14 protein-coding genes and 1 pseudogene are annotated in these 16404 nt (G+C 55.6%); 4 read left to right on the top strand and 11 right to left on the bottom strand.

From position 1 onward, the window contains the following. Positions 1-119: 119 nt before the first annotated feature. From recC to rppH, 9 genes are all read right to left on the bottom strand, one after another. Complete coding sequence (recC, locus tag RVY89_RS01105) at positions 120-3494, bottom strand: exodeoxyribonuclease V subunit gamma (protein WP_484826652.1); 3375 nt, start codon at positions 3492-3494, stop codon at positions 120-122. Positions 3495-3506: 12 nt separating this feature from the next. Further along, positions 3507-3830: a prepilin-type N-terminal cleavage/methylation domain-containing protein gene (locus RVY89_RS01100; RefSeq protein WP_484826651.1), complete on the bottom strand. Its 324-nt coding sequence runs from the start codon at positions 3828-3830 to the stop codon at positions 3507-3509. After that, positions 3815-4216 (bottom strand): DUF2509 family protein, encoded by a 402-nt coding sequence (locus RVY89_RS01095; protein ID WP_484826650.1) that lies wholly within the window; start codon positions 4214-4216, stop codon positions 3815-3817. The genes RVY89_RS01100 and RVY89_RS01095 overlap by 16 nt, the downstream gene beginning before the upstream one ends. Further along, positions 4213-4773: a prepilin peptidase-dependent protein gene (locus RVY89_RS01090; RefSeq protein WP_484826649.1), complete on the bottom strand. Its 561-nt coding sequence runs from the start codon at positions 4771-4773 to the stop codon at positions 4213-4215. The genes RVY89_RS01095 and RVY89_RS01090 overlap by 4 nt, the downstream gene beginning before the upstream one ends. Beyond that, positions 4767-5228: a prepilin peptidase-dependent protein gene (locus tag RVY89_RS01085; protein WP_484827887.1), complete on the bottom strand. Its 462-nt coding sequence runs from the start codon at positions 5226-5228 to the stop codon at positions 4767-4769. The genes RVY89_RS01090 and RVY89_RS01085 overlap by 7 nt, the downstream gene beginning before the upstream one ends. A 184-nt stretch (positions 5229-5412) precedes the next feature. Continuing rightward, positions 5413-6207, bottom strand: coding sequence for a thymidylate synthase (gene thyA, locus RVY89_RS01080; protein ID WP_249576997.1), 795 nt, complete (start codon positions 6205-6207; stop codon positions 5413-5415). A gap of 6 nt (positions 6208-6213) precedes the next feature. Further along, positions 6214-7086 carry a prolipoprotein diacylglyceryl transferase gene (gene lgt, locus RVY89_RS01075; protein WP_045355584.1) on the bottom strand — a complete coding sequence of 291 codons (873 nt, stop codon included), beginning with the start codon at positions 7084-7086 and terminating at the stop codon, positions 6214-6216. A gap of 205 nt (positions 7087-7291) precedes the next feature. After that, positions 7292-9538, bottom strand: a complete 2247-nt coding sequence (gene ptsP, locus RVY89_RS01070; protein WP_484826648.1) for a phosphoenolpyruvate--protein phosphotransferase — start codon at positions 9536-9538, stop codon at positions 7292-7294. A gap of 12 nt (positions 9539-9550) precedes the next feature. Next, a complete protein-coding gene (gene rppH / locus RVY89_RS01065) occupies positions 9551-10081 on the bottom strand; it encodes an RNA pyrophosphohydrolase (protein WP_013098553.1) in 531 nt (176 codons plus the stop codon). A 442-nt stretch (positions 10082-10523) separates the two neighbouring features. On the opposite strand from rppH, the pseudogene RVY89_RS01060 reads away from it, so the two are divergent. The 4 genes and pseudogenes from RVY89_RS01060 to RVY89_RS01045 all read left to right on the top strand — a co-directional run. Next, positions 10524-10613 (top strand): annotated as a pseudogene (locus RVY89_RS01060) (hypothetical protein); the annotation flags it as partial. Between the two features lie 151 nt (positions 10614-10764). Continuing rightward, a complete protein-coding gene (gene mutH / locus RVY89_RS01055; protein ID WP_484826647.1) occupies positions 10765-11457 on the top strand; it encodes a DNA mismatch repair endonuclease MutH in 693 nt (230 codons plus the stop codon). Positions 11458-11585: 128 nt separating this feature from the next. Beyond that, positions 11586-11804, top strand: coding sequence for a YgdI/YgdR family lipoprotein (locus RVY89_RS01050; RefSeq protein ID WP_032643191.1), 219 nt, complete (start codon positions 11586-11588; stop codon positions 11802-11804). Positions 11805-11935: 131 nt separating this feature from the next. Then, positions 11936-12976, top strand: coding sequence for an NADP(H)-dependent aldo-keto reductase (locus tag RVY89_RS01045; protein WP_484826646.1), 1041 nt, complete (start codon positions 11936-11938; stop codon positions 12974-12976). A gap of 81 nt (positions 12977-13057) precedes the next feature. Here the strand turns inward: RVY89_RS01045 and lplT are convergent, their stop codons facing one another. Both lplT and aas read right to left on the bottom strand, forming a co-directional pair. After that, on the bottom strand, positions 13058-14251 hold the full coding sequence (lplT, locus tag RVY89_RS01040; RefSeq protein WP_484826645.1) for a lysophospholipid transporter LplT: 1194 nt from the start codon (positions 14249-14251) through the stop codon (positions 13058-13060). After that, complete coding sequence (gene aas / locus RVY89_RS01035; RefSeq protein WP_484826644.1) at positions 14244-16403, bottom strand: bifunctional acyl-ACP--phospholipid O-acyltransferase/long-chain-fatty-acid--ACP ligase; 2160 nt, start codon at positions 16401-16403, stop codon at positions 14244-14246. Before aas ends, lplT begins: the two co-directional genes overlap by 8 nt. Position 16404 lies beyond the last annotated feature (1 nt).

Raw genomic sequence — 16404 nt, 5'->3', positions numbered from 1 at the left:
CTACATCATTAACAAACTGCGTGCTGGACACGCCAACATCTCTTTATTGGGTACATCAGTCCGTGATAAGAAATGCATCATAAATGAACACCCTTAACTGCGCAATTTTTATACAGCGCTCAGGACTGATTAAATTTAAACAACGGCAGCAGGTAGCGCTGCGCCTCTTCCGTGATAGCCTCGAAGTACTCTGGCTCAAGGGTTCGCCATAAGCGCTGATACCAGACATCTTCACCTTCGCCCCGCACCATCATGTTACCTTCGTAGGCCTGCATAAATTTACTGCGTGCTTTCTGCTGCGAAGGCTCATCCGTTAACATCGCATCATTCTGCGCGTCATAACAGGCTTTTATCCACGCCCCGCCACTTTCCGGCAGTAACAGGAGCGGTTTGTTCATTCCCTGACGGTAGCCCTCTATGTACAAAGAGAGATACCCTAACGCCTGCTCGGCTTCCATCGGCGGGAAGCGCCACTCGCCTTCTTTGCGCACAAAAATCCGGCTTTCACCTTTATGACCACCCGCACTGTAGACAAGATGTTCCAGCCAGAGTTGCAACCCCTGTGAAACGCTCAGCATAGAGGGCCGCCAGCGAAGCAGCCCGTCCGGCTGAACCTGAGTTAACCAGCCCGTGAGCTCTACGCCATTGCAGTTGAGATCGATTTCAATACTTTTTCCCGGCTGTCGGCACGCTCTTACGCGCTCCGCCAGGGCGGTCATCTCCTGACACTGCGCCTCCCAGACAATTTCCCCGAACGCCCCATAGGGCAACTGCCCTGCAGCACGGTAGCGGCGGTAAAGTTTGTCAGCGTCTTCCTCTTCAACCAGCGCATTCAGCAGCTGGAGGTTTAGCTGATAGCGCTCCAGCCCTTCCAGCGTAAAAGGCTCTGCATCCGGAATTTCGCTCTCTTCAGAACGGAAGTTGACCTGCAATCGTTGCTGGAAGAAGGCCCGCACCGGATGCGCCCAAAAACGCTGAAGCTGTTCGAAGGTCAGGGTGTTAATGGGCAGAGGGTCAAGCGTCTGAATGAAATCCGTATGCGCATTCCCCTCCTTTTTCGCCGCCGGTAGCCACTCCTGTGCATAGCTCTGGCGCTCGCTGGCCGTGTAGTTGACTGGGTCAAACGGCATGCGGCTGTGGATACAGGTGATATGGGCTTTCACTCTCTGCTCGCTTTCATCGCAGTTGCGATCTTCATCTCCCGGCAGATAGTGGCTCTGGCCTATATAGTCCACCAGCTCCTGCACCAGAACGGAGGGGAAACGCTCGCTGTTGTCCTGAATGGAACGGCCGATATAGCTGATATAGAGCTTATTCTGGGCAGAAATGAGTGCCTCAAGGAAGAGGTAACGGTCATCATCCCGGCGGCTACGGTCTCCCCGTTTTGGGTTTGCGCTCATCAAGTCGAACCCCAGCGGCGGCAGCGCGCGCGGATAGACGCCGTCGTTCATGCCAAGCAGGCAGACCACCCTGAACGGGATAGAACGCATTGGCATCAGGGTGCAGATATTGATGGGGCCTGCCAGGAAACGCTGGCTGATTCGCTCCTGATCGAGCCGCTGCGTCAGCTCATCCCGCAACAGAGACAGCGGGATGGCCTCCTGATAATGGGAATTCACGCCTTCGTCGATGATAGCCTGCCACTGCGTTTCAATGAGCGCCATTGCCGCTTCGGTATCACTGTCCGGCAGGAAGAAATCATTGAGTAACGCCCTGCAGACCGGGAGCCATTCTTCAAGTGGACGCGGCTGCAGCAGCGCATATCGCCAGCGGTTAAGCTGCATCAGGAGTGACGCTAAATGCCCGACCAGTTCAGCAATTAACCCGCTGGACTCATCGTAAGGCAGCACCTCGTTCCACTCGCCCTGGCTGCTCTCCATGGCGTAGCCCAACAGCATACGCGTCAGGCCAAATCGCCAGGTGTGCTGCCCGGTTGGGGGAAGTTCGAACTCCTGAACGTTATCGTCATCGATCCCCCAGCGCACGCCAGACTCGTTAACCCACTGACGAAGGTAGCGCAGGCCCTCTTCATTGATGTTGAAGCGTGCAGCCAGCACGGGAACATCCAGCAACGCCAGGACATCCTCGGAGATAAAGCGGCTATCCGGCAGCGAAAGCAGGGTGATAAATGCCTGCAATGCCGGATGCGACTGGCGGGCACGACGGTCAGAGATAGCGTAAGGCAGGTATCGCTCGCCCGTCGCACTGCCAAAGACGGCCTGAATAAAGGGACTGTAGCTGTCGATATCCGCCACCATCACCACGATATCGCGTGGCGTCAGGTCGGGGTCCTCCTGCAGCATCGCCAGCAGCTGGTCGTGAAGCACTTCGACCTCACGCTGTGGGCTATGGCAAACATGGATCGTGATGCTGCGATCGTCAGCCTCCAGCTTCCGCTTGCTGTCGCTGCGTTCGAACTCGTTCGCCGTCACGCCCATGACGGCACGGTTTTCCAGATCGAGGATATCCAGCTGAATATGATGCAGCAGGCTATCCGGGGCAATATCGACAAAGGCATCCACGTCGCCTTCACCTGATGAAGTGATGTCTGAGAGCATATGAATATAGTCACGCCCCAGCTTTCCCCATGAGGCAAGCAGCGGATTGGGGAGGTTCTGGATACCGTCTTCATCGAAAAGCTGCCCGGCAGTTGAGCCGTCTTTAAACAGCGGGACGGCTCGCTCTTCAAAAAGGCGTTTTCTTTGGCGGGTAACCAGCCGGGCAAGCCAACGTTCGTCGAGGATATCCCCCCAGTATTGTCGGCAGGGGTTGGTAAATAAAATGTGGATATCAATATGCTTACCCAGCGCATTTAACGCCTTCAGATAAACAGGGGGTAATGCGGATATCCCGCAGATAAAGACGCGTGACGGCAGTCGGGCCGGGCGCTCCGACGCATTTTCAAGTATCGAGATAAATCGCTCGTACAGGTTGGCACGGTGCCACTTAGGCTGGCCCAATTTCTCCGTATGCTCAACCAGCGCTTTCCACAGCGGTGCCTGCCATATTTGCGCCTCCGGCAGCCCTTCAATCAACTCGCCCGCTTCCCAACGAATTAACCAGTCAGAGCGGTAAACAAGGTATTGGTCGTAGAGATCGGCGGTGCGCGACGCCAGCTGGAACAGCTTGCGCTTATCGGTGTCGTCATTGAGGTAGTGGCGCAGCATGGCAAATTCATCGTGCTGCAGCATTTCCGGCAGCAGCGCCATGAGCTTCCAGCTCATGCTCTGCTTGTTGAAGGCGCTCTGCTCCGGGATGTCCGGCAACACGCGGACAAACATCTCCCAGATAAAGCTCGCGGGCAGCGGAAAATCAATATTCGCGGCTATGCCAAATTTACGGGAAAGCGACATTTGCAGCCACTGCGCCATACCGGTGCTCTGCACCAGCACCATTTCAGGCTCAAAAGGATCGTCAAGCCGCTCGCGCTCAACGATAAATTCCATCAGCGCTTCCAGCACATCCAGACGATTTGAGTGGTAGACCCTTAACATAGACGCTCCCGACTACTGGCTAACCGGGCAATGCAGACGCGTTATCTCACCGCGCCGCCCCAGAGGAGAAATAAGTGTAACCGTGATGCTGACACATCCTGCGTGTGTTGTCTGCACCCGACTGGCCTGCCAGCCTGCGGGAAGAACATTTGTTGAAAGCTGAGACTGATTCCAGGCATGGTGCCAGAGCTGGCGATACTGGTTAAACAGGGTAAACCGAGCCGCCAGCGCCCGGTGATAACCAGACAGAGCCGTCACGACGATTACCAGCAGCATCATCGCCAGCAGGACTTCCACCATGCTAAACCCTTTTTCTTTGCTCACGGCAGCTGGCATAACGCGCGCTCCTTTAGGGGACAAAAATCACTCCAGCCGTGAGGCGAAAAGCGAACGTTCCCGTCGACAATCTCTGCTGCGCGCCAGAGCAGCAGGTCACTTTCTCCGGCAATCAGCAACGCGCGCCCCCCGCTCAGCAGGCGCAAACATACCTGCCACGCAGGTGTCTTTTTGCACTGAACCTGGGGCTCTGACGACCAGCTCTGAACCCGTCCCCACTCAAGTGCTGACTGTACCGTCGCCTGCTGTTGAAGCGAGCGGCTCTCGCCGCCAACGAGCGCACTAAACGTTGTGAGCTGCTGATTGAGACCCGTGAGGATCAGGGTGCCGAGCACCAGTAAAAGCAGAACCAGCGCCAGCGAAGATATGCCGCGTTGTCGATTCACAGGTTGTACCCCGTAACCGTATACAACGCCTGCCAGGGCTCCCCCTGCTCGCCTTTATGAATCGCGGCCAGTTCGATATTCACCTCTGGCGCAAAACCGGCATGTTCAACTGTCCTCACAACAAAACGCGCGATAGTAAGGCTGCCCGGGTCAGTAAGCTTTTCCCATCCTTTTCCTTCACATGAGGTCGCTCCACGCTGGGTTTCAAGCGCGCCCGACTCCAGACGAAAGCCGGTGCTGTCATTTTCTGATGCGCTGTTATCCCAGTTGCCGTTACTGTTGGCATCCCACCGCACAATAACGCAACTTCCTTGTCTGGCAGTCACCAGCGCCTGTCCCTGACAGTTTCCCGCGCAGTACCCCGCCCGCTGAAGCTGTTTGCCCAAGGCAAAAAGGTGGTGCCAGACCTCTTCCTCCAGTTGTCTCTGGCCAGATTGCACTAAGACCGCCCGCTGCAAGCCGGGTAAAAAACGCGATGCGCTTATCAGCAAAAGGCTGCTAATCGCCGTGGCTATCAGAACTTCAGTCAGTGAGAAACCGCGCTGCCTCATCAACATGAACCTCCCGCTGAGACCTTACACATCCTGATGCGTCCTCCATTTGAGACAATAATAAGCCATGCTCCTGCACGGCTTTGAACGCGTATCCGCCCTGCCCATGCCGTGTCCCTTAATCCATAGAACGCGAGCGACGGCGTGACCTCGCCAATCGTGACCTCAGACCAGAGTGGAATCAGTACAAAGGGATTGTCCTTCTCACAGCCTTGCACGGCAGAGCTCGTCAGACAGTCCCGGTCACCCATCCGCTGACGGGTAATTTGATGGTCGCGGTTGTGGCGGTTGGCATGGTTGCGCAGAAACAGCAGGTAATCTCGCACCTGGCTGGCGGTTTGCCACAGCCGCTGCTGCCGTTGCCAGCTGTCCCAGCCGTACAGACCTGAGGCGCTAAGGATGACGACAAGCGAAATCGCGACCAGCGTTTCGATAAGCGTAAAGCCGTTCTCTTTTTTCATGCCGGGAGTGTGGCGAAGCGCCGTGAACATGACGAGCGACGGATCCTCGTTTTACGAGGCGTTATCCGAAGAATTGAGTGAGTTGCAGCGCGTTACACGCTTTCTGGATAGCGCTTCGGGAAACGGGATAAAGGCGAAAAAAAACCGGCGCTAAAGAGCACCGGTTGTGTCACGCTTTATCGCATCAGATAGCGACGGGCGCTTTGATGCCCGGATGCGGGTCATAGCCCTCAATCTCGAAATCATCAAAGCGGTAATCGAAGATTGATGCCGGTTTGCGCTTGATGACAAGCTTCGGCAGAGCACGCGGTTCGCGGGTCAGCTGGAGATGCGTCTGTTCCATATGGTTGCTGTAAAGATGGGTGTCCCCACCGGTCCAGACAAAATCACCCACTTCCAGATCGCACTGCTGCGCCATCATGTGGACCAACAGCGCATAGCTGGCAATGTTAAACGGCAGGCCGAGGAACACGTCACAGGAGCGCTGGTAGAGCTGACAGGACAGCTTTCCATCCGCCACATAGAACTGGAAGAACGCGTGGCACGGCGCCAGCGCCATTTTATCCAGCTCACCGACGTTCCAGGCGGAAACGATGATTCGGCGCGAGTCCGGATCGTTTTTCAGCTGGTTCATCACGGTGGTGATCTGGTCAATATGGCGACCATCAGGCGTAGGCCAGGCGCGCCACTGCTTGCCGTAAACCGGGCCCAGGTTGCCATTTTCATCTGCCCACTCGTCCCAGATTGAGACGTTATTTTCGTGCAGATACGCAACGTTGGTATCGCCTTGCAGGAACCAGAGCAGTTCATGAATGATCGAGCGCAGGTGGCAGCGCTTTGTCGTCACCAGTGGGAAGCCTTCTTGCAGATTGAAGCGCATCTGGTGGCCAAAAATGGAGAGCGTACCGGTACCGGTGCGGTCGTTTTTCGGCGTGCCCTCGTCGAGCACTTTTTTCATCAATTCAAGATACTGTTTCATGGTTCCTCAGGAAATTTGTTGCTGTGGACGACGATACGCCCAAATCATCATAATGGCACCCGCGACAATCATCGGAATGGAGAGGATCTGCCCCATGCTGATGTACTGTACCCATTCACCGGTGAACTGCGCGTCTGGCTGACGGAAGAACTCGACGATAATACGGAATGCGCCATAGCCAATCAGGAACAGGCCGGAGACAGCGCCCATCGGACGCGGTTTGCGGATAAACAGGTTAAGGATGATAAACAGCACCACGCCTTCCAGCGCCAGCTCGTAAAGCTGAGACATATGGCGCGGCAGAACGCCGTAGGTATCAAAAATGGACTGCCACTCCGGGTGTGATGGCAACAGCGCGATATCTTCTGCGCGGGAGCCCGGGAAAAGCATCGTGTACGGCACGCTCGGGTCGACGCGGCCCCACAGCTCACCGTTGATAAAGTTACCCAGACGGCCGGCGCCCAGACCAAACGGGATCAGCGGTGCGATAAAATCTGAAACCTGGAAGAAGTTGCGTTTGGTGCGTTTGGCAAAAATCACCATTACCAGGATCACCCCAATCAGGCCGCCGTGGAAGGACATGCCGCCGTCCCACACGCGGAACAGATAGAGCGGATCGTTCAGGAATACCGGGAAGTTATAGAACAGCACGTACCCAATACGGCCACCGAGGAACACGCCGAGGAAGCCCGCATAGAGCAGGTTTTCAACTTCGTTTTTCGTCCAGCCGCTGCCAGGACGACTGGCGCGACGGCCAGCGAGCCACATGGCAAAAATGAAGCCCACCAGGTACATCAGACCGTACCAGTGAAGCGAAACAGGTCCTACTGAGAAAATGACCGGATCAAATTCCGGAAAATGCAGATAACCACTGTTCATCTGTCACCACAAGATGTTGTTATTCCGCTGAAAGTGGACAGCGGTAGAAATGCGATTCTGCCGTAAGCAGAGGCTCCAAAGTTGCGAATCATAGCACAAGGCGGGCGCGGAGGATGCGCCAGAGATGTAAAAGATGTGTATAGGGTTTTATGCGCGCTGATGCCCTCACCCCAGCCCTCTTCCTCAAGGAAGAGGGAGAAAGGCTTTAGCGGCCGCCGCGGATCAGACCGCCCATACCGCGCCGTTCCATAAACGCCGCGACCTGATGACGAACCTCAGCTGCCAGCTGCGCCTCAAGGCTGCGTTCTGCCAGCTCGCGGGCATCATCGATGTCGATATGCCGCAGCAGGTACTTCACGCGTGCGACAGCGCGACCGTTCATCGACAGATGGCGGTATCCCAGACCAATCAGGATCGCAACGCACATTGAATCGCCGGCCATTTCACCGCACAGGCGTAAATCAATGCCGTACTGAGCCGCTTCACGGGCAATCATCGCTAAGGCGCGAATGATCGCCGGATGCAGGCTGTCGTAGATACTGGCGACACGCGTATTGTTACGGTCGACGGCCAAAATATATTGCGTCAGGTCGTTCGTGCCGACAGAGATAAAATCAACGCGGTTTGCCAGCTGCGGCAGCATAAAGACCATAGACGGCACTTCAAGCATCACCCCGATCCGCGGTTTCGGGATCGCATAGCCGATCATTTCTTCCACTTCACGGCCTGCACGTTCGATCAGTCGCCGGGACTCGTCGATCTCATCAATGCTGGTGACCATCGGCAGTAAGATGCTGAGATTACCCGTCGCCGCGTTGGCGCGCAGCATCGCACGGACCTGGATCAGGAAGATCTCCGGCTGATCGAGCGTAATGCGGATCCCACGCCAGCCCAGGCACGGGTTTTCTTCGCTGATCGGCATATAGGGCAGCTGTTTATCCGCGCCGACATCCAGGGTTCGCAAGGTGACAGGTTTGTCGTTAAACATCTGCAGCATCCCCTGATACTGGGCCACCTGCTCCTCTTCTGAGGGAAAGCCGCTCTGCAGCATGAAAGGGATTTCAGTACGGTACAGGCCAATGCCGTCGATGCGGCTGCCAAGCTTTTCTTCATGCTCAGGGCTTAAACCGGCGTTGAGCATGACTTTGATCCGCTCTCCGCTCTTAAGCTGCGCGGGCAGGTTAACGTCATCTTCCGCCAGCTTGCTTAATTCATTCTCTTCGCTGATAAGACGCTGGTATTCCTGGAGCAGAACCGGCTCAGGATCGACCAGCAGCTCACCGCGATAGCCGTCAACTACCAGCGTACGACGGTGCAGTACCGACGGCTGGATATCCGCTCCCATAACGGTTGGAATACCCAGCGCGCGCACCATAATGGCGGCATGCGAGTTGGCGGCACCATCGCGCACCACCACACCGGCCAGCCTGTCCTGAGGCAGTTCAGCCAGCGTCGTTGCCGAGAGTTCATCGGCGACCAGAACAAACCGTTTTGGCCAGGCATTCGGCCCCTGAATGGTGTCATCAAGATGGAACAGCAGGCGCTGTCCCAGGGCGCGGAGATCGCCAGCCCGTTCTTTCAGGTAACCGTCGGTTAATGCAGCAAATTGTTCGGCAAATTTTTCGATAACCTTCTTAACCGCCCACTCCGCGACCGAACCTTTATCCACTTCCGCAAAAAGCTCACGACGCAGACGCGCGTCGGAGAGCAGGTGCGAATAGAGGTCGAAGATGGCCGCCGTCTCTTTTTGTGCGCCTGCGGCAAAACGCTTGCTGTAACGACGAAATTCATTCGCCGCCTCTTCCAGCGCGGCGGTCAGACGCTCGCGCTCAAGCGCTTCATCAAGCGTTGAGGCTTCGTAAACCTGCTCCATCAGCGGCAGCGTGGCGTCCATCCAGCCTTCAGCAATCGCTACGCCTGGCGATGCCGGAAGGGCACGAATGCGCGTATGGCGATACTGACCAAAGAGCGCGGCAAGCTGGGACTGGGAGAGGATCGCCGCCATCTGCGTGGCCAGCGTGACGAGGAAAGACTCCTCGCTCTCGTCGTACTGACGTAGCTCACGCTGCTGGACGACCAGCACGCCAAGCAGCTGGCGACGCTGGATAATCGGTACGCCAAGGAAAGCGCGGAAGCGCTCTTCTTTTACGGAAGGGATGTATTTAAAGCTGGGGTGTTTTTGCGCGTCAGCAAGGTTGATGGGTTCAGCCAGTCGCCCAACCAGCCCCACGATACCTTCATCAAATGCGAGCGTGACGGTGCGTCCACGTGGTTTTTTCAAACCACGGGTCGCCATCAGGTAATAGCAGCGGCGATCGTGATCGGCCAGATACACCGAACAGACCTCGGTCTCCATCGCAAGACAGATGTCGGTGACCAGAATATTCAGCGCCTCGTTCAGACGCGGAGCACTGGCCACCTTCTCGACTATTTCTCGCAAGCGGGTGAGCATGATTTGCGTAGCTTAACCTCTTTTACGTCGCCATGCAGGTGCGCTCTGCGGCTTAGGCGGGATCTCCTGAAGCTGCATGACCACACTTGCAAACTCTTTCATCACCCTACGGTAAACATCGCGTTTAAATGACACGACCTGACGAACAGGATACCAATAGCTCACCCAGCGCCAGCCATCGAACTCCGGCGTACTGCTGGTTTGCATATTGATGTCTGAATCGTTGCCCACCAACTGCAACAGAAACCACTTCTGTTTCTGGCCGATACAAACCGGCTTTGTGTCCCAACGCACCAAACGTTTCGGTAACTTGTAACGCAACCAGTTGCGGGTCGAAGCCAGGATGCGAACATCTTTTCGGCTTAAACCGACCTCTTCAAAAAGCTCCCGGTACATCGCTTGTTCTGGGGACTCTCCCGGATTGATCCCGCCTTGCGGGAACTGCCAGGAGTGCTGACCATATCGCCGGGCCCACATTACCTGGCCCTGGCGATTACAAATTACTATTCCTACGTTCGGGCGGTAGCCATCGTCATCAATCACCGGACTACCCCAAACTAAACCTTATATATGAATGATTGTTTCACACTACAGGGAGGCGGTAAACCACTCTCTTACAGGCCTGTAACCTAATAACAATTGAATAACTCACAAATAAGTGCTGAGTTATGAACAGATGAGAGGCAGTGAAGGGAATTTTATTCACCTTTTCTGTGGATATAGTTGTGAAGAAGTGTCTGATTACCGATGAACAACCTTAGACGCTGCCGTATCCCCTCTTTAATCCGAATCCAATAATTCAATTATTTTCATAGAGTTAAATGCATTTCTATGAAGACAAAACAGAATATCGTGACGATCGTCACATCACGGATCGTCGTGCTGATGAAAGATCGAACAGCGTCGGTTTTATCCACAGATTGTGCAAATAAGTTAGTCACAATTTGTTTGAAAATTCGATTTTCATCGCACGTCAAGGCTGTAAATTGAAACAGTAGTCAGGGTTATGCCCAGTTATCCCACTTTTCTGTGGATAACATGGTGTAAGATCCTGTTCATTGTCAGTGACCAGATTTGAACAACCGGTTTTCTGAGTCTGGTGAAACGATTTCAAACCCATAAAAAAACCTATAAATCATAGACATGGAATATTGGTACAGAAATAGTTAAACTCTATCCACAGGGGACAATTTCTTCGTTTATTTTTTAATCAAAAGGTTACCTTCATGCATCCGCTTACACCCTTGCTCTCACCGCCGTCCAGCGAGGACCAGTTGCTCCAGCAGGCACAGCGTCTTGCAGGCTTTTCGCTTGGCGAGCTGGCGGCAATGGCAGGGCTTCAGATCCCGAAGGATCTGAAACGGGATAAAGGCTGGATCGGCATGCTGCTTGAGCTATGGCTGGGTGCCAGCGCAGGGAGCAAACCGGAGCAGGATTTTGCAGCGCTTGGCGTGGAGTTAAAAACCATCCCAATAGACAGCCAGGGCAAACCCCTTGAGACCACCTTTGTCTGCGTTGCGCCATTAACCGGCAACACCGGCGTGACCTGGGAAACCAGTCACGTTCGCCATAAGCTGAAGCGCGTGTTGTGGGTACCGGTCGAAGGTGAGCGTCAGATCCCCCTGGCTGAGCGTCGCGTTGGCGCGCCGCTGCTCTGGAGCCCGGACGACGATGAGGAGCGTCAGCTTCGTCTGGACTGGGAGGAGCTGATGGACATGATTGTTCTTGGGCAGGTAGAACGCATCACCGCCCGACACGGAGAGGTATTACAGCTGCGTCCAAAAGCGGCCAACAGTAAAGCGCTTACCGAGGCAATCGGCGCGCTGGGTGAACCGATACTGACGTTGCCGCGCGGTTTTTATCTCAAAAAGAATTTCACCGGCGCACTCCTTGCCCGTCATTTCCTGTTAAAAACATAGTTTTTTACTTATTTTGCGAGCTCTCAAACATAATCGACTGCTTTTTAAGATTTTACCGCTTCCTCCTGTTGCCATATCGGGTTAAAACTAAACTATGATTTGATACGAGCCAGATGAGGACGATAACGATGAAAAAATGGGCAGTGTTAGTTTCAGCAGTCGGTTTAGCATTTGCCGTATCCGGATGTAGTAGCGATTACGTTATGGCGACAAAAGATGGCCGAATGATCCTGACTGACGGTAAACCCGAAGTCGACGATGATACCGGTCTGGTCAGCTATCGCGATCAGCAAGGTAATAAAATGCAGATCAATCGCGACGAAGTCTCGCAAATTATCGAGCGATAAACAGAGAGAGGTCAGTAGCTTGCTGGCCTTTTTGATTTTTTTCTTCCCCTTTTGCTTCCCCTCTGCCATGTTTATATTCCTTTGTCGGGTACATCCTGACGCGGTTTATATGTCTACTGAGGAAGCCGGCTATGCATTATCACCGTATCCCCCACAGCGCTCTGGAAATTAGCCAACTGGGGTTGGGCACGATGACATTTGGTGAACAAAACAGCGAAGCCGATGCCCATGCACAACTCGATTATGCCGTCAGCCAGGGGATTAACCTGATTGATGTCGCAGAGATGTATCCTGTTCCGCCACGTCCTGAGACGCAGGGACTTACCGAAACCTACGTTGGTAACTGGCTGGCAAAACGCGGCAACCGTGAAAAGCTGGTGATTGCCTCCAAAGTCAGCGGCCCCGCGCGCAACAACGATACCGGGATCCGCCCGAACCAGATCCTCGATCGCAAAAATATCCGCGCCGCGCTGGACGCCAGCCTCAAGCGCCTGCAAACCGACTATCTCGACCTCTACCAGGTACACTGGCCGCAGCGGCCAACCAACTGCTTTGGCAAGCTCGGGTACAGCTGGAATGAGAGCGCCCCTGCCGTAACGCTGCTGGAAACCCTGGAAGCGCTGACCGAATGCCAGCGCGCGGGAAAAATCCGCTACATTGGCGTCTCTAACGAAACGGCCTTTGGCGTAATGCGCTATCTGCACCTGGCGGATAAGCACGATCTGCCGCGTATCGTGACTATTCAGAACCCGTACAGCCTGCTTAACCGCAGCTATGAAGTGGGTCTGGCCGAGGTGACGCAGTATGAAGAAGTGGAACTGCTCGCCTATTCCTGTCTCGGATTCGGCACGCTGACGGGGAAATACCTGAACGGCGCGAAGCCGGTCGGGGCGCGAAATACCCTCTTTAGCCGATTCACCCGCTACAGCGGCGAGCAGACGCAGAAAGCCGTTGCCGCCTATGTTGATATTGCGAAGCGTCACGGTCTTGACCCTGCGCAGATGGCGCTGGCCTTCGTGCGCCGTCAGCCGTTTGTTGCCAGCACCCTGCTGGGCGCGACAACGATGGAACAGTTGAAAACCAATATTGAGAGTTTCCACCTGAACCTGAGTGAAGAGGTGTTAGCGGAGATTGAAGCGGTGCATCAGGTATACACATACCCTGCACCGTAATAAAAGCAAAACGGCAACGCACGTTGCCGTTTTTAGGGTTTGCTCCCTCTCCCTGTGGGAGAGGGCATCAGGCCGCACTTATCAGCGGCGACGTTGCCAGATCCACAAACCCGCAATCGCCAGCGCAAACAGCCCGCCAAACCCGACGCCAATTCCCACCACCGGCACACCCACTTTTACCGCCAGCGAGTAGAGCCCCAGCATTAACAGCATTGCCAGGTTTTCACCCAGGTTTTGTACCGCGATGGCATTCCCTGCCCCGACGGTCTGCTTGCCCCGCTCCTGCAGTAGCGCGTTCAGCGGCACCACGAAGAAGCCCCCCAGAATACCAATCAGGATGAGGAGTACATACGCGGGCAGTAACGCATGCTGCAGCGAGAAAATCAGCACCACGACGCCAATCAGGATCCCTGCGGGCATGCAGCGTGCTACCGTCTCCAGCGTCACCAGCTTCGCCGCAGCACCAGCCCCGACCACAATGCCGATGGCCACCATCGCATTAAGATAGGTCGGCGTCGCGTTGTCAGTAATCCCCAGCGCCACAGGCACCCACAGCACCAGCAGGAAGCGCAGCGTGACGCCCGCCCCCCAGAACATACTCGTCCCCATCAAGGAGAAACGCGTTTCACCGTTACGCCACAGCACGCGACAGGCGGTAAAGAAGCTGCCGGTCATCGGTTTAAAGCGCCAGGATTGCCCCGGGCGAGCCGCCGGCAGTTTGGGAATAAACAGGTTCGCCACGACCGCGCCGCCATACACCACCGCGCATACGCCCAGTGCCGCCAGGACATGCCAGTCGGCCAGAACGCCGCCCGCGACCGAACCAAGCAGGATAGCGGCAATGGTTGACGACTCCATCAGGCCGTTGGCTTTTACCAGCTTGTCGCCCGTAGTCAGCTCTCCGAGAATGCCATACTTCGCCGGAGAGTAGGCGGCGGCACCAATGCCCACCAGCGTGTAGCCAATAAACGGATTGAAGCCAAAGCAAATGCTGGCGGCCCCCAGCAGCTTGAGGCCGTTGGCAAACATCATTACCCGGCCTTTGGGAAAACTGTCCGCCACCTGCCCGACGAACGGAGCAAAGATAATGTAAGCGCCCACAAACACCATCTGCAGGATCGGCTGACTCCAGTCGGGGTAAAACTCTGCTTTCAGCAGCGCCAGAGTGGCAAATAACAGCGCGTTATCACCGAACGCAGAGAGAAACTGCGCGGCGATGACGGCCATCATGCCTTTCGACCTGAGCGATGTGTTAGTGTGTACTGACTCACGCATTTTGCTGTTCCGCCTCTTCAACCATGCCTTTCAGGGTCACGAAATCGGGCTTACCGCTACCCAGCACCGGAAGCTGCTTGAGGTGGCGAATATCGCGCGGCACGGCCAGTTCAGGAATACCGTGTTCACGCGCATAGCTCAGTAACCTGTCGCGCTTAAGCTCAGCGTCGGTCGTAAACAGCACCAGCGCCTCGCCTTTGCTGGCATCGCTCTTCACCACGGTCGCATGCATCTTATCTGCGGACACTGCCGTCGCCAGCTGCTCAACCATTTCCAGAGAGACCATTTCACCGGCAATTTTGGCGAAGCGTTTCGCGCGTCCCTGAATCTGTACAAAGCCCTGTTCATCGAAACGGACGATATCACCGGTGTCGTACCAGCCGGTTTCAACCTCACCGTTGACGTTTTCCGCCGTCGGCGCTTCCAGCACGCCCGGATTTTCCACGCGCAGATAACCGTTCATCACGTTTGGCCCTTTGAGCTGCAGACGGCCACCGTCCGCAATGCCCGGTACCGCCAGCAGACGCGCATCCATTCCCGGCAGAATTCGGCCAACCGTGCCCGGTTTCGCCGCCATCGGTACGTTAATCGAGACCACGGGAGCACACTCGGTAACGCCATAACCTTCGAGAATGCGCAGGCCAAACTTGTCCTGCCAGATCTGACGCGTGCTATCCTGCAGTTTTTCCGCACCGGCCACCACATACCGCACGCGATAGAAATCATACGGATTTGCAAAACGCGCATAGTTGCCGAGGAAGGTTGAGGTGCCGAACAGGACGGTGCAGTTACGGTCATACACCAGCTCTGGCACAATCCGGTAATGCAGCGGGCTTGGATAGAGGAACACTTCTGCGCCGGTCAGCAGCGGCGTAAACAGCCCCACCGTCAGGCCAAAGGAGTGGAACAGCGGCAGCGCCGACATAAAGCGGTCGTTCGCGGTAAAGTCGGCAATGCTTTTGATCTGCTCAACGTTCGCCAGAATGCTCTTGTGGCTGTGGACGACGCCTTTCGGGTTACCCTCTGATCCTGAGGTGAAGAGGATAATGGCGTCATCTTCCGGCTGCTGTTTGACCTGCGCCAGACGCGGCATCAGCAGATGCGCAAAAATCCACAGCTTGTCGCCGGTGGTCACGTCTGCTTTCAGATCCTCCAGGAAGACCCAGCGCACCTGGGTGAGCTGCTCGGGAAGGTGCCAGAGCTTGCCTTTTTCGAGGAACTGACGGGAGGTAAAGACGGTATTGATCTGAGCTGCAGTAATGGCGCTGGTCAGCCCCTTCACGCCCGCCGTGTAGTTCATCATCGCCGGGATCCGGCCCCGGGAAACCGCCCCAAAAATCACCGCCGCGCTGATGCCCGCGTTAGGCAGCATCAGGCCAATCTTTTCGCCCTTCTTGCTGTACTTCTCCAGAATACGGCCCACAAACAGGGTCTTGGTCAGCAGTTTGCGATAGGTATCCGGGGTAAAGTTGATGTCTTCGATGCAGTTTTTCTTCGCGCCATAGCGGTACTGGGCGGAAAGCAGAGATTCGTACAGCGTTTCGCGCGGACGCACGGCCATGCGCGCTTCCATCATAATCTGGTGCAGCATTTCCCCGGCGATTTTACGGCGATCGCGGGCACGCGGCGCTTCCGGCATCGGTAACGACGTTGGCGGCAGAATATGCAGCGTGATTTTTGGGAACAGACGCTGCTTCACCAGCCCCTTCAGGCGGCTGAAATGGCTCAGCTCTGCGCCTTCAATGCGCAGCGGCACCACGGTCGCTTTTGACTTCGCCGCGACAAACCCCGCGCCGTCGTAGATTTTCATCAGCGAACCGGTTACTGAAATACGCCCTTCAGGGAAAATGACCACCGGACGCCCCTGCTCAACCAGACGCACCAGATGCTTAATCATCATCGGCTTTGTCGGGTCGAGCGGCACAAAATCAATCAGCGGCGTGAGCCAGCGCATGTACCACTGCTGGCTAATAGAGGTATAGACCGCAAATACCGGGCGCACGGGCAGAAACAGCGCCAGCAGGATGCCATCTATAAAGGAAACATGATTTGGTGTGATAAGAACGCGTTCGCCGCGAAGCGCCTGGGCATCGCCAGTGACGCGGATGCGAAAGAGAATGCGGAACAGTGTACGGAAGAACCCAAATAGCATC

This window comes from Enterobacter sp. 3U4, from assembly GCF_057224565.1.
The sequence above is the reverse complement of the archived record's forward strand: the minus strand, read 5'-3'. Positions and strand labels throughout refer to the sequence as shown.